Source organism: Flavobacterium plurextorum, assembly GCF_024638035.1.
GTDB lineage: Bacteria > Bacteroidota > Bacteroidia > Flavobacteriales > Flavobacteriaceae > Flavobacterium > Flavobacterium plurextorum.
This window is the reverse complement of the sequence record NZ_CP100442.1, coordinates 4,785,121-4,798,716: the sequence shown is the minus strand read 5'-3', so window position 1 is coordinate 4,798,716 and position 13,596 is coordinate 4,785,121. Positions and strand designations below refer to the sequence as shown.

Genomic DNA, 13,596 nt, shown 5'->3' with positions numbered 1-13,596 from the left:
ATAATGTTTTGACTAACAGTAAAAACGAGTTGCAGCTACATGATGTAGTAATAAAACATTAGATGTTTTGGGAGTCATTATATTTTTTAAATCCAATAGAGGCTTAAAAAAACCAATTCCTTTAGTCTTTTTTGGAGGAATATAGACATGTAGAATAGTTTGGCTTTTGTTTTCTGGACAAGTACTGGAAGTAGCTGTGACCGAAGTACCATTCCATTGATCAAGTTTAGAAATATCAGCTAAACTTAGTTTTACATAAAATTCAGCAACTTCTCCTGGAGCAAGTGTAATTGTTTTATTCAGAGGAGAATAGTTTTTGTTTTCCATTCTATTGTTTAAGGAAACATTGTTTTTCGTAGTACTGCCATCTGGATTTTCTGCAAAACTTGAAAAGTTCTCAGCAGATAATTGATACGTATCAGTATTAGTTCCAGTATTTTTAACTTGCAGTAAAAAGGAAACTTCAGAACCAGAGTATTTTTGCTGATTCTCTCCGTCAACAGTTATTTCAGAATTACATGAACCAGATTGCGAAAATGCAATTGAAGTAATTGAAAAACAAAGCAGAGAAAAAAAGTTTTTTTGAAAGATGTTTTTTCGAGTAGAAAAAATATGCTTACAATTAGCAACAAATTTTACTGCTTTTTCAAGAGTAGATTTAGTTTTCATAACTTGAGATTTAGTTTTTGTGGTTTTTGTAAAATGTTAACACAATCAAAATTATAGTAGAGTTTTTGGATTTGTTTTTTTTTCTCTGTAACTAACCTAAAAACTCGTTTAAGTGCTCTTTTTTTATTAAAAAAGGCATGAAAAAAATATTTTTTTTGCCAAATTTTGTCAATTTCAATAGTGTGATTTCTTCTCTTTTTGGCTTAAAATCATTTTTTAAATACGATGTAAATGATTAATAGTCAGTTATTTAGTTAAAATTTTACCAATTTGCAAAATATCGACGAACTGTATTGTTTAATAGGTGAAGTACATTTTTTGGAATAAAATCCTAAGAATGATTTTATTTGTTTTGAAAGCTCTGAAGATCAATTATACTTGTTAAAATTTACTTAAAATGTTAACACTAATAAAAAATTGAGAAGGTTTAAAATATCTTTTGTAAATTAGAACTTAAAAAAATAATGACCTCTTTTTGAGGTTTCAAAACTTCTGCTTATGAAAAATTTAATTTTAATACGTCATGCAAAGTCAAGTTGGGAAGCTCCTCTAAAAGACTTCGATAGACCTTTAATGAAAAGAGGAATTTTAGATGCGCATGATGTTTCTTCTACTATTTCTAAATTTCTTCCAAAAACATACATTATTTGGAGCAGTACCGCAGCACGAGCTTCAGAAACGGCATTAATTTTTGCGCAAAATATTTCATATCCTATAGAAAGTATTGTTTATAAAGACGACCTTTATACTTTTGATGATAAACAACTCGAAAAGGTTATTAAATCATGTGATAATAGTTTCGAAAGCGTTATTCTTTTTGGACATAACGAGGCTATTACAAATTTTGTTAATAAATTTGGGGATGTTTTTATAGAAAATGTCCCAACCTCAGGCTTTGTATCTTTACAGTTTGATTCAGAAAGCTGGGATACTATAAATAAAGGCAAAACCCATAAAACAATTTTCCCCAAAGATTTAAAATAAATATAGTGTACGAACAAAAATATATCGATAGAGAAAAAAGCTGGTTAGCGTTTAACGCAAGAGTACTTCAGGAAGCGGGTGATAATACGGTTCCACTTTTAGACAGACTTCGTTTTGTTGGAATTTTTTCAAACAATTTAGATGAGTTTTTTAGAGTTCGTTATGCCGCAATTAGAAGATTGAGTCTCTCTGGAATTTCTGGCGAAAAATATTTAGGCGGAGTTTCGGCACATCAATTAATTAAAGATATTACAGAAATTGTAATTCAGCAGCAATCAGAAAGCTTACGCATTCTAGGAAATATTGAAGCTGAACTTGAAACAGAGAATATTTTTATTATAAACGAAGATCAAATTACCAAAAATCAGGAAAGTTTCCTGAAAGACTTTTTTATGCAAAAATTAAGTCCAGAATTGGTAACTATTATATTGAATGACTTGGCAGAATTCCCTGTTTTAAAAGACACTTTAGGATATCTTGCCGTTCGTTTAGAAATGACAAACAACGAAGTACGTTACGCTGTTATAGAAATTCCAAAAACGATAAACAGATTTGTTGTTCTTCCATCTGAAGATGAGAAACAGTATGTAATTTTAATTGACGATGTTATTCGTTATAACTTAAAAAACATCTTTAACATATTTGATTATAAAAGTGTTTCAGCACATATGATCAAGATTACTCGTGATGCTCAGTTAGATATCGACAGTGATTTGAGTAAAAGTATGCTCGAGAAAATTGCAACATCAGTAAAAGACCGCCGAATCGGTGAGCCAGTTCGTTTTATCTATGATAATTTAATTGAAGAGGATACCCTGCAGTTCTTTTTAGATAAGATGAAAATTGTTGAAACAGATAGTATAATTCCTGGTGGAAGATATCATAATCGCCGTGATTATATGAGTTTTCCTAATTTAGGACGCTATGATTTGCTTTACAAACCAAATGAGCCTCTGCCAATTCCAGGTTTAAGCCTTGGCGGAAGCATATTAGAAAAAATTAGTAAAAAGGATTATTTATTACACGCTCCCTATCAGTCATTTTCTTATTTAACTAAATTCTTGCGTGAAGCAGCTTTAGATCCAAAAGTAACCAGTATCAAAATTACTTTATATCGTCTAGCTAAGAATTCGCAAATTATTAGTTCTTTAATTAATGCTGCAAAAAACGGAAAGAAAGTAGTGGTTCAAATCGAGCTTCAAGCGCGTTTTGACGAAGCAAGCAATATTTCGTACGCAGAGCAGATGCAGACCGAAGGAATTGAGCTTATTTTTGGAATTAAAGGTCTTAAAGTACATAGCAAAATATGCGTTATAGAAAGACTTGAAGAAGGAAAAACACGTCGTTACGGTTTTGTTTCTACAGGGAATTTCAATGAATCAACAGCAAAAATTTATACAGATGTTACTTTGTTTACCTGTAATCAAGGTATTTTGAAAGATGTTACCAAAATATTCGAATTTTTCGATATAAATTATAGAGTACACAGATACAAGCATTTAATAGTATCGCCGCATTATACAAGGTCAAAATTTGTTAAACTTATTGATCGTGAAATCCTTCATGCTTTAGCTGGAAGAAAAACGCATATTAAGTTAAAAATGAATAGTTTATCTGATTTTAAAATGATCGATAAATTATATGAAGCCAGTAATGCAGGTGTAAAAATTCAACTGCAGGTAAGAGGAATTTGTTCTCTGATTCCTGGAATCCCTGGAATGAGTGAAAATATTGAAGCTATTAGTATCGTCGATAATTACTTAGAACATTCAAGAGTTTATATTTTTGGAAACGCAGGACTTAATGAAGTGTATATTTCTTCGGCTGATTTTATGACACGTAATCTTGACGGCAGAGTAGAAGTTACCTGTCCAATCTATGATCTTGAAATTAAAAAAGAATTAATCGATAACTTTAATATTGCTTGGAAAGGAAACGTTAAAGTAAGATACCATTCTTATAAATTAGATAATAAGTACAAACCTCGAAATCATCATGCATCATTTAGAGCGCAGTTTGAAACCTATAAATATTATCAAAACAAAATTAAAAAGTTCGAAGAAATTCCGCAAAAAGTAAATCAATAATAACAGAAAACAATTTCAAATCATAAAGTGAGCATGATTAATATAAGGAAATTTGCAGCAATAGATATTGGATCAAACGCCATGAGGCTTCTGATATCGAATGTTGTAGAGCAAGATGGCAAAGAACCGCAGTTTAACAAAAGTTCACTTGTTCGTGTGCCAATTCGTTTGGGACAAGATGCCTTTACAGTAGGTGAAATTTCAGAAGAAAATATAGATCGAATGGTTGATGCCATGAAAGCATTCAATCTTTTGATGAAAGTACATAAAGTAGAACGCTATATGGCGTTTGCAACTTCGGCAATGCGCGAGGCATACAATGCAAAAGAGGTTGTGGCTCTAATTAAGAAAAAAGCCGACATTAAAATCGAGATTATTGATGGTAAAAAAGAAGCGGCTATTATAGCTTCAACAGATTTACTTCATTTACTAAAAACAGATGAAACCTATTTGTTTGTTGATGTTGGAGGTGGAAGTACCGAGTTTACTTTATTCTCTGACGGGAAATTAATTAATTCTAGATCTTTTAAAGCAGGAACTGTTCGTTTATTAAATAATATGGTGCACGATGTGGTTTGGGATGAAATTGAAAAATGGATCAAAACTAATACCGCAGACTATGATGAAGTAACTCTTATAGGTTCTGGCGGAAACATCAATAAGTTGTTTAAAATGTCTGGCAAACAGCAAGAAAAACCGCTTTCGTATATCTACATAAATTCACAATACGCGTTTTTAAATTCGCTTACTTACGAACAACGAATCGCTGAATTAGGATTGAATTCAGATCGTGCCGACGTAATTATCCACGCAACAAGAATTTATCTTAATGCAATGAAATGGAGCGGAGCACGCCAGATTTACGTTCCTAAAATTGGACTTTCTGATGGTATCGTGAAAGCAATGTACTACGGTAAAATATAAATAGAATTATTCTTTCGCCATAAATTACACAAATTTGCACTATTTTTTTTATTTACATTTTAAAATGTAATTCCAGTAAATTTGTGTAATTCATGGCAAACTTTTTAAAAGATACTTAGATTATTTTAAACTTATTTAAATGAACAAAACTAGACTCGAAGCCTTTAGTGATGGTGTTTTAGCAATCATTATCACCATTATGATTTTGGAAATTAAGGTACCTCAAGGGCATGAATTTACAGACTTGAAACCACTTATTCCGAAGTTTTTAAGTTATATTTTGAGTTTTATTTACGTTGGAATTTACTGGAATAATCATCACTATTTAATTCATGGTTTATCAAAAGTAAACGGAAAAATTCTTTGGAGCAATCTGCATTTATTATTTTGGCTTTCTTTGATTCCAGTTTCAACAGGTTGGATGGGAGAACACAATTTCGAAAAAGCAGCAATGGCTTTGTATGGAATTATTCTGCTGCTTTGCGCAATTTCTTATGTAATTCTTCAAAAAACAGTTCTTGATGTTGAAGGGAAAAATTCTGCGTTGGCAAAAGCTTTAGGGAGAGATTTAAAAGGAAAAGCTTCAGCAGTTTTATATGTTATTGGTATTGCAGCTTCATTTTATAATGTTATTATTTCTGGAGCCGCTTATTTTATAGTTGCAATGTTATGGCTTATTCCAGATAAAAGAATTGAAAGAATTTTTTCTTAAAAGAATGATTTTAATACTATAAATGAAAGCTGTTTTTCAATCAATTCAGGAATTATCTAATGAAGAGTTGTCACATTTAGATGATTTAATCACTTTTAGAAAACTCAATAAAGGGGATTTTTTACTAGAAGAAAATCAGATTTGTAATGAAATAGTATTTATAGAAAAAGGAATTCTACGTTCTTTTTTTATGAATCATAAAGGTGATGAAATTACCAATTGTTTTGCTTTTGAAAACGATTTTATGGCGTCATTTGCCAGCTTCATAACACAAGAAAAAGCCGAAGAAAGTATTCAAGCATTAGTTGATACAGAATTGCAGGTTTTAGATCGAAATGCATTAGAAAAACTTTATAAATCAAGTTATAACTGGCAGGAAATAGGCAGGAAGCTAACCGAAATGGAGTTTGTAAATCTTCAAAAACGAATGGTAGATTTTCAAAAATTATCTGGAGCAGAACTTTATGAAGCACTTTTTAGGAATCATCAAAAATACCTTCAGTTGATTCCGTTACAATATTTAGCATCCTATTTAGGAGTTACACCAAGACATTTAAGCCGAATTAGAAAAGCGGTCTCGTAAGCGTTTTTAAGAAGTTCTAAGAAGGTTCTTTATCTAGGTGTAAAGCTGTGAATTAAATTTGTATTTAGTTTTTTTAGGACATTTGTCTAGTAAAAGAAAACCTGCAGAAAGTATTTTTGAAAAAAGAAAAACATGAAAAAAATACTGATTATAAATGGACACCCAAATCCAGACAGCTTTAATTTTGCCATTGCTGCCGAATATCAAAAAGGCGCATCAGCTTCTGGAGCAGTTGTGGAAACAATTACAATTGCAGCTCTGAATTTTAATCCAAATTTAAAATTCGGATATCAAAAACGAACAGAACTAGAACCGGATTTATTAGAATCGTGGGAAAAAATTAAAAGAGCCGATCATTTAGTTTGGATTCATCCCGTTTGGTGGGGCGGACTTCCTGCAATTACAAAAGGCTTTATTGATCGATTATTTTTACCTGGAATGGCATTTCAGTACAGAGAAAATTCTGTGTGGTGGGATAAATTATTAAAAGGAAAAACGGCACATATTATTACAACTCTTGATCAACCTGGCTGGTATTATAGATTGTTTTTTGGAAGACCAAGCGTGAATCAATTAAAGAAATCAACTTTAGAATTTTGTGGTGTAAAACCAGTAAAAGTAAGTTATATCGGAATCATAAAAACAGCAAAAGAAAGTCAAAGAAATAAATGGCTTGAAAAAGTTTATAATTTCGGATTTCTAAATAAATAATGCTGCTAAAATTAATTGCTGTTTTTTATTTCATTTAAAAACAATTCGTATAAATTCGAAGCGAAAAGAGTATAAAATTATCCAGGTAAATCCAATCCAAATGTTGAACGTAAAAGCTCAATGTTTGGATTTATTTCATGTAAACGATTGTATTTGTCTTGGTCGTTGAAACTTCTTTTAATCTCGAGTTTTTCATTTACAATTACTTCAATTGTGATGTCGTGATTGTGAAGATGACCTCTTAGATGTCCTAAAAGTGCATTCATCTGACTTTCGAATTCTAGTTTAGAACCCTCGTTCGGAAGTTCGTAAGTGATGTTGGTTCCACTTAAAACCGGATCGTTGATTAATAAGATCGACTCCATGATCTTTAAACCTTTTTGACCCAAACGCTCTGCATATTTATTCCATTGCACAAGCATTTCTGTTTCAGTAAACTCTTCAGTAGGAAAAACAGATGTTGGTTTTATATAAGATTTAGTGCTTTGTTCAAGTTCTTTCTTCTTGCGAATACTAGCCAAAGAAAATGCAGAAACCTTTGCTTCGCCACCAGTTTCGGCTCTTGGAGTTTCAATCTTCGGAGTTTCTGGAACAGCCGTATTTTTGGCAGCAGAATTATTATTGACTTTTTCTTCCGTTTTTGAAGTTTCAGTCTGACTTTCGACTTTTGACTTTTGACTTGGAACTTCAACAATAGAAAAACTTCCGTTTTTATAATAAGTAGGAGGGATTATGTATTGCTCAACTTTTTTTTTTCTCCATCAAAGTTGATAGAGGCAAGTTGCATCAAGCATAATTCGACTAAAAGACGTTGATTCTGACTCAATTTATATTTTAAATCGCAGTCATTTGCAATATCAATTCCTTTTAATAAAAATTCTTGAGAGCATTTTTGAGATTGAACGCCATACATTTGCTGTGCTTGTTCTCCAACTTCTAATAAGGAAATAGTTGCAGGAGTTTTGCTAACCAATAAGTCTCTAAAATGAGAGGCTAATCCAGCAATAAAATGATGCCCATCAAAACCTTTTGATAAGATATCGTTGTAAGCCATTAAAAGATCTGGAATTTTGTTTTCCAAAATCAAATCAGTAATACTTATGTAGGTTTCGTAATCTAATACGTTTAGATTCTCAGTTACAGCCTGACGTGTTAAGTTAGTTCCGCAATATGAAACCACACGGTCAAAAATAGATAAAGCATCACGCATTGCACCATCAGCCTTTTGAGCAATAATGTGCAAAGCATCGTCTTCAAAATTGATTCCTTGACTTTGAGCAACATCTGCTAAATGTTCTTTAGCATCTTTTACCGTAATTCTTTTAAAATCAAATATCTGACAACGAGATAAAATCGTCGGAATGATTTTGTGTTTTTCTGTTGTAGCTAAAATAAAAATAGCATGCTTTGGCGGTTCTTCTAATGTTTTAAGAAAAGCATTAAAAGCAGCCGAAGACAACATATGAACCTCGTCAATAATATAAACTTTGTATTGTCCGGTTTGTGGCGGGATTCGAACCTGATCAATAAGGCTTCGAATATCATCAACCGAGTTGTTTGAAGCGGCATCTAACTCAAAAACATTAAATGCAAAATCTTCATTAGGATCGTCATATCCAGGCTGATTTATTTTTCGAGCCAAAATACGTGCACAAGTAGTTTTTCCAACTCCACGCGGTCCTGTGAATAAAAGAGCAGAAGCAAGGTGATTACTGTCAATAGCATTCAACAAAGTGTTTGTAATGGCTTTTTGTCCCACAACATCCTTAAAGGTCTGCGGGCGATACTTACGAGCCGATACTACAAATTGTTCCATATTCTTTTTATTCGATAGCAAATATATGACTTTTGTTTCGTTGTTTAAAGTCGATTTTGCTTATTTGACGAAATTCTTTTTCTTTAAAATTACAAAAATCAAACTTAGAAATAATACGATGTTGACTATCAAAGATATGATGATATATCTGTTGTATGTTTCAAGTTTAGTCTCGTTTTTTTCTTTATCAGAAATTTCTTTTTGAGATTTTTTATATACTCTTAATTTCTCTATTTGATAAATCCAATCTTGTAAATTTCGATTTTCAAATTTCAGATCCCAGACATAAAAAGACAATGATTTTATTTGATTATCTGTCTTTTGTGACATTTCTATTTCTGGTGGAGAAGGCATGGAGTCGCTCCCATAGGGTTTAAATCCAGTACTTGGAGAACAACTACTCACTTCGATAGTTTTATCGTTATTAAAATTAGCATAAACAATCCAAAGTTGTTTTAGGGATGGAATAATAGAACAATTACCAGAATACTTTTGCGTAATGAATAGAGAATTGTATTTTCCTTTAAAGAGTTCTACGATTCTAAAAGTATATATTCTGTTTATTGAATCTACTTTTGTAACTTCTCCATAAAATACAATTTCATACTTTAATCCTATTTCTACCATATTTTCTCGGTCAATTGGGTTACAGTCACATGAAAAAGAATTCGTGCAAATAAAAAAGAATGCAAAAACAAAAATGTATCTAAACTTCATATAGTTGATTTTGAATACAATAATAATTAAATTTTTGTAATAAAAAATGTGTTATTTTTAATCCGAAACTAAAATGACCAATTAACAAAAATATTAATTTGATATTTCATGAACGCAAAACAAATAGTTAGATTCAGCAATATTATTGGAATCACATCAATACTTTTATTAGTGTATTGGGTATTTACTTTTATAACCATTCAGGTTTTTGGCTTAAAAGTTTTTAAAGAGAATATGACCGAGACATTTTATCTAAGTATTTTAGGAATTCTTGCTTTGATGGTTGGTTCTCTGATTATCAATTTAATGTTTAATTTGACCAGAATTGCTGAAAAACATAATCTAGATGCAGTGAATGATAAATCAAATAGATTGCGGTTTTTGACTTTGATTTTGATTTTTCCCCTGATTGCTATTATTTTATTTGGCGGAGATTATTTGACCTCGGCTAAAAAGGAAGAGCGATTGATTAAATCGGCTGAATCAATTATTGCAATTAATAAAGCGAATAGCGATAAATTAGTAAATTATAGTTTTTCTGAAAGCTATATAAAAGAGACTGCTGATATTTTGGACATTTTGTCTAAGACAGATAAAAATTTTCCCAATGTTACTGTGATTGTAAAAGATTCAGTTAAAGGCTCTCAGGTTTATTTGGGCTTTAGTGATTATTATGAAGGAAATTTGAAAGACTCGATTCATCCACAAAAGCAGCGTTATATTTATCAAACTACAAAAGAAGAGAGAGATTATTTGAAAAGTGTTTTTGAGAAAGGAAGCAACGAATTGCGTTACAGTTCGCATAATGGTTATTATGAATTATTTTATCCGTACGAAAAAAACGGAAAGAAAGTAATTCTGTATTTTTCAGAACAACAACGTTATGGAAAACTTGGAAGTTAATTTCTATTAGTAACAACTTTAGAATGTTTTAGATAATAAATCTTAATCCCATTTTACATGAAAAAATATTTAATACTCTTAGTAATTATAATTAGTTCTTTTAAAAATCAAGCACAAACCGCTCAAGATACGTTAGAAATTAAACGAGCAGCTTTGGCATATATTGAAGCACAGCATAATCCAAATCCAAAATTGATGGAAAGCGCCTTGCATCCTAGAATGGTAAAAAGATCAGTTTTTAGAAATAAAGCGGCACAGAAAGATTATATCTCTGAGTTTTTTGCTGAAAACATGGTTATACTGGCAGAAACTTATAATGTAAAAGGCGATAAATTTCCAAAGAATCCAAGAAAAGAAATAAAATTGTTAGATGTTTCTGCAAAAACAGCGTCAGTGAAGTTACTTGCAGATGCATGGATAGATTATATGCATATTGTAAAAATAAATGGCGAATGGAAAATTATAAATGTGCTTTGGCAATATAATGATGTAAGGCAGCACGAATAAAAAAAAGCCTTCTTTTTATTGAAAAAACCATATCGTTTTTTTAGTTAGATACTATTTATTACCAATTTTTGGTAACTTTGTAATATAGAAAGTTAAATCATGGGAAGAAATACATCAATATCGCTTGGAAATCATTTTGAAAACTTCATTGAAAATAGTCTTTCTGAGGGAAGGTTTAAGAATGCAAGTGAAGTTGTTAGAGCAGGATTACGTCTTTTAGAAGAAGAAGAGAATAAATTACTTATTTTGAAAAAAGCCGTTCAGGAAGGACTTGAAAGTGGACGTGCTGAGAACTTTGATTCCAAAAAACATCTTGAAAGTTTAAAAGCAAATAGAAAACATGGCTAAATATCATTTTACAAATAAAGCTGTTGAAGATTTAGCTGATATTTGGAATTATACTTTTGATGAATGGTCAGAAAATCAAGCTGATAAATATTACCTTTTGCTTTTAGATTCTTGTCAGGAATTGGCAGAGAATCCAAATCTTGGAAAAAAATATGATACTGTCGCAGAAAGTTTATTTGGGTTTAAATCAAACCTGCATATTCTTTTTTATCAAATTATTTCAAACACCGAAATTGAAGTTGTTAGGATTCTTCATGGAAGAATGGATTTAAAAAGTAAGTTTTAATTCTTTTGTAAAAAAAACACTAAGATAAACTTCTTTTTTATGTCATCCCGAGGAACGTATAATCTTCGCAAGAAACTCTGCAATGTAAATAACCAATTTTTCGGCGAGCTGCTAATGAAAATTCTTTATTCTTCAAGATGACATAGATTGTTATTCCTTTACTTTTAAAATGGATAACGTAATTTCCTTACTGAACATAAAACTGATGGTTTTGACTTCTGAAAATTACCTTCCTTTAATGCTTAAATCAAATAAAAGTTTAGTGGTTTCCTGATCTGCATCGGCAGAAAAACCTGCTACAAAAACACCTTTTTTGCCATTGCTGGACTTAATTCCGTATACAACTGCCTCATCGCCTGGGTCTGATTCCCCTTCGTATCGATACACATGTACAATTTCAAATTTCTCAGGATTTTTTTTAAGAATGTCTGAGTTGAGATTAAAATCGCACGTAAACCCTTTTTCATGCAATTGATCTAAAGCTTTTGAAACAGTTGCGTAGTGATACATCCTAATCATAATATTTCAATTTAAAAATTATCGAATTTTAAAGATAACTATTTTAAAATTAAAAAGTTATGATAAAACTCATAAAAACAGAAATTTAAAATCATTATTCTTAGTTCATAAATCGCTACTTTTGCAGCGCAGACCGCCTTATCGCTGCCCGCTACGGTGGGGAGAGGAAAGTCCGGACACCATAGAGAAGCATAGCGGGTAACACCCGTCGGTCCCGATAGTTGTCGGGATTAGGACAAGTGCAACAGAAAGTATGTACAGGTAATGCTGTAGTGAAACCAGGTAAACTCTATGCGGTGAAATACCAAGTATATCAACATTTAAGGGCTTCTCGTCCGTTGTTGAAGGGTAGGTAGCTCGAGTTTCGAAGTAATTCGGAATCTAGATAAATGATAAGGCCTTGATTTATCAAGGACAGAATCCGGCTTATAGGTCTGCTTTTTTTATATATTTGTGAAACTCTACTAACCTGTTTTCATGAATATAACCGCTCCAAAATCTTCTTCAAAGGCAAAAAAAAGCCTTTTTAATGCCATAATTACAAATCTTACTTTTTGGGTTTTAATAGCAATTATTGCGGGTATTTTACTCGGACATTTTTCGCCTGAAAATGGTGTGAAAATGGAAATTTTAGGAGCGAAATTTATAAGTCTTATCAAGTTGTTTATTGGCCCGATTATTTTCCTGACGATTGTTTTGGGAATTTCTGGAATGGGTAATTTGAAGAAAGTAGGACGAATTGGCGTGAAAGCTTTAGCTTATTTTGAAGTTGTTTCTACTGTAGCTTTAGCAATTGGCGTTGCAGTTGCTTATATTTTTAAACCCGGAAAAATTGATAAATCAGGATTAACTTTAGGAGACGCAAGTCAATATACAAATGGTGCCGCAAAAGATTTTTCATGGCTGGAGTTTTTTCTTTCCAATTTTACACTGCAGGTTTTATTAGCGGCTATTGTATGCGGAATCGCTTTAAATTTTTATAAAAAGAGAGAGCAAACTATTCTAGTTTTAGAACGGTTTTCAAATGTCGTTTTCTTCGGTTTAAAATATGTTATGTATCTCGCGCCAATTGGTGCTTTTGGCGGAATGGCTTATACAATTGGAAAATTTGGATTAGGAACTTTAATTCCACTTGGGAAATTAATGCTTTGTGTTTATTTAACGATGGCGTTGTTTGTTTTTCTAATTTTAGGAAGCATTCTGCGTTATTATAAAATAAGTATACTTTCGATTTTAAAATATATTAAAGAAGAACTTTTATTAGTTTTAGGAACATCATCTTCAGAAGCTGCTTTGCCAAGTATTATGGTGAAACTAGAGCAAATGGGCTGCAGCAAATCGGTTGTAGGATTGGTGATTCCAACAGGATATTCTTTTAATCTCGATGGAACGTCGATTTACTTATCAATGTCAGTTATATTTTTGGCACAATTGTATGATGTGCACTTGAGTTTCTTTGAAATTTTAACTGTTATTGGTATTTTAATGATTACTTCAAAAGGTGCCGCAGGTGTTACCGGAAGCGGATTTATTGTTTTAGCCTCTACTTTAACAGCACTTCATAAAATACCAGTTGAAGGTTTAGCGTTTCTATTAGGAGTTGACAAGTTTATGAGTGAAGCCAGAGCCATTACCAACTTAATTGGAAATACGGTAGCTACAATTATAATTTCGAAAACCGAAAGAGATTTTACAGAGCTTGATTTGAATCCTGTTTTGGAAGAATAATATAAGTGCTCAGGTGAGAAACGGTTTTCTTTGTCGAATTAAAAGTGTGATTTCTCGTTCCTCGAAATGACAGAAATATGCGTGATAATTGGTGTAATTAGT

At 31.7% G+C, this 13,596-nt stretch carries 17 protein-coding genes and 1 other RNA gene; 13 read left to right on the top strand and 5 right to left on the bottom strand.

Going from position 1 to position 13,596, the window contains the following annotated elements:
- Window positions 1–12 precede the first annotated feature (12 nt).
- Window positions 13–669, bottom strand: a complete 657-nt coding sequence (locus tag NLG42_RS20845; RefSeq protein WP_257682220.1) for a COG1470 family protein — start codon at window positions 667–669, stop codon at window positions 13–15.
- A 498-nt stretch (window positions 670–1,167) separates the two neighbouring features.
- On the opposite strand from NLG42_RS20845, the gene NLG42_RS20840 reads away from it, so the two are divergent.
- From NLG42_RS20840 to NLG42_RS20815, 6 genes are all read left to right on the top strand, one after another.
- On the top strand, window positions 1,168–1,653 hold the full coding sequence (locus NLG42_RS20840; RefSeq protein ID WP_089056155.1) for a SixA phosphatase family protein: 486 nt from the start codon (window positions 1,168–1,170) through the stop codon (window positions 1,651–1,653).
- Window positions 1,654–1,658: 5 nt separating this feature from the next.
- Window positions 1,659–3,740 carry a polyphosphate kinase 1 gene (gene ppk1 / locus NLG42_RS20835; protein WP_089056154.1) on the top strand — a complete coding sequence of 694 codons (2,082 nt, stop codon included), beginning with the start codon at window positions 1,659–1,661 and terminating at the stop codon, window positions 3,738–3,740.
- Between the two features lie 33 nt (window positions 3,741–3,773).
- Window positions 3,774–4,664: a Ppx/GppA phosphatase family protein gene (locus tag NLG42_RS20830; RefSeq protein ID WP_089056153.1), complete on the top strand. Its 891-nt coding sequence runs from the start codon at window positions 3,774–3,776 to the stop codon at window positions 4,662–4,664.
- Window positions 4,665–4,803: 139 nt separating this feature from the next.
- Complete coding sequence (locus NLG42_RS20825) at window positions 4,804–5,376, top strand: TMEM175 family protein (protein ID WP_089056152.1); 573 nt, start codon at window positions 4,804–4,806, stop codon at window positions 5,374–5,376.
- Between the two features lie 22 nt (window positions 5,377–5,398).
- Window positions 5,399–5,959: a Crp/Fnr family transcriptional regulator gene (locus NLG42_RS20820; RefSeq protein ID WP_257682219.1), complete on the top strand. Its 561-nt coding sequence runs from the start codon at window positions 5,399–5,401 to the stop codon at window positions 5,957–5,959.
- 132 nt (window positions 5,960–6,091) lie between these two features.
- Window positions 6,092–6,670: an NAD(P)H-dependent oxidoreductase gene (locus NLG42_RS20815; protein ID WP_099718961.1), complete on the top strand. Its 579-nt coding sequence runs from the start codon at window positions 6,092–6,094 to the stop codon at window positions 6,668–6,670.
- Between the two features lie 77 nt (window positions 6,671–6,747).
- Here the strand turns inward: NLG42_RS20815 and NLG42_RS20810 are convergent, their stop codons facing one another.
- On the bottom strand, window positions 6,748–7,191 hold the full coding sequence (locus NLG42_RS20810; RefSeq protein WP_257682218.1) for a DNA polymerase III subunit gamma/tau: 444 nt from the start codon (window positions 7,189–7,191) through the stop codon (window positions 6,748–6,750).
- On the opposite strand from NLG42_RS20810, the gene NLG42_RS20805 reads away from it, so the two are divergent.
- Entirely contained in the window at window positions 7,175–7,327 is a 153-nt protein-coding gene (locus NLG42_RS20805) for a hypothetical protein (protein ID WP_257682217.1), read from the top strand. The two genes, NLG42_RS20810 and NLG42_RS20805, sit on opposite strands and share 17 nt — an antisense overlap.
- Before the next feature lie 73 nt (window positions 7,328–7,400).
- On the opposite strand, the gene dnaX is transcribed toward NLG42_RS20805, so the two are convergent.
- A complete protein-coding gene (gene dnaX, locus NLG42_RS20800; protein WP_089056148.1) occupies window positions 7,401–8,486 on the bottom strand; it encodes a DNA polymerase III subunit gamma/tau in 1,086 nt (361 codons plus the stop codon).
- A 60-nt stretch (window positions 8,487–8,546) separates the two neighbouring features.
- Window positions 8,547–9,203, bottom strand: coding sequence for a hypothetical protein (locus tag NLG42_RS20795; RefSeq protein WP_123922143.1), 657 nt, complete (start codon window positions 9,201–9,203; stop codon window positions 8,547–8,549).
- Window positions 9,204–9,311: 108 nt separating this feature from the next.
- On the opposite strand from NLG42_RS20795, the gene NLG42_RS20790 reads away from it, so the two are divergent.
- From NLG42_RS20790 to NLG42_RS20775, 4 genes are all read left to right on the top strand, one after another.
- Entirely contained in the window at window positions 9,312–10,106 is a 795-nt protein-coding gene (locus tag NLG42_RS20790) for a peptidase (RefSeq protein ID WP_099718958.1), read from the top strand.
- A gap of 57 nt (window positions 10,107–10,163) precedes the next feature.
- A complete protein-coding gene (locus NLG42_RS20785) occupies window positions 10,164–10,613 on the top strand; it encodes a nuclear transport factor 2 family protein (protein ID WP_257682216.1) in 450 nt (149 codons plus the stop codon).
- 99 nt (window positions 10,614–10,712) lie between these two features.
- Window positions 10,713–10,961 (top strand): type II toxin-antitoxin system ParD family antitoxin, encoded by a 249-nt coding sequence (locus NLG42_RS20780; RefSeq protein WP_089056144.1) that lies wholly within the window; start codon window positions 10,713–10,715, stop codon window positions 10,959–10,961.
- Complete coding sequence (locus tag NLG42_RS20775; protein ID WP_257682215.1) at window positions 10,954–11,247, top strand: type II toxin-antitoxin system RelE/ParE family toxin; 294 nt, start codon at window positions 10,954–10,956, stop codon at window positions 11,245–11,247. The genes NLG42_RS20780 and NLG42_RS20775 overlap by 8 nt, the downstream gene beginning before the upstream one ends.
- Before the next feature lie 225 nt (window positions 11,248–11,472).
- On the opposite strand, the gene NLG42_RS20770 is transcribed toward NLG42_RS20775, so the two are convergent.
- Window positions 11,473–11,766, bottom strand: a complete 294-nt coding sequence (locus NLG42_RS20770; RefSeq protein ID WP_089056142.1) for an SH3 domain-containing protein — start codon at window positions 11,764–11,766, stop codon at window positions 11,473–11,475.
- 125 nt (window positions 11,767–11,891) lie between these two features.
- On the opposite strand from NLG42_RS20770, the gene rnpB reads away from it, so the two are divergent.
- Window positions 11,892–12,211, top strand: an RNA gene (gene rnpB, locus NLG42_RS20765) — RNase P RNA component class A.
- Window positions 12,212–12,243: 32 nt separating this feature from the next.
- Window positions 12,244–13,494 (top strand): cation:dicarboxylate symporter family transporter, encoded by a 1,251-nt coding sequence (locus tag NLG42_RS20760; protein WP_099718953.1) that lies wholly within the window; start codon window positions 12,244–12,246, stop codon window positions 13,492–13,494.
- The last annotated feature ends 102 nt before the right edge of the window (window positions 13,495–13,596 follow it).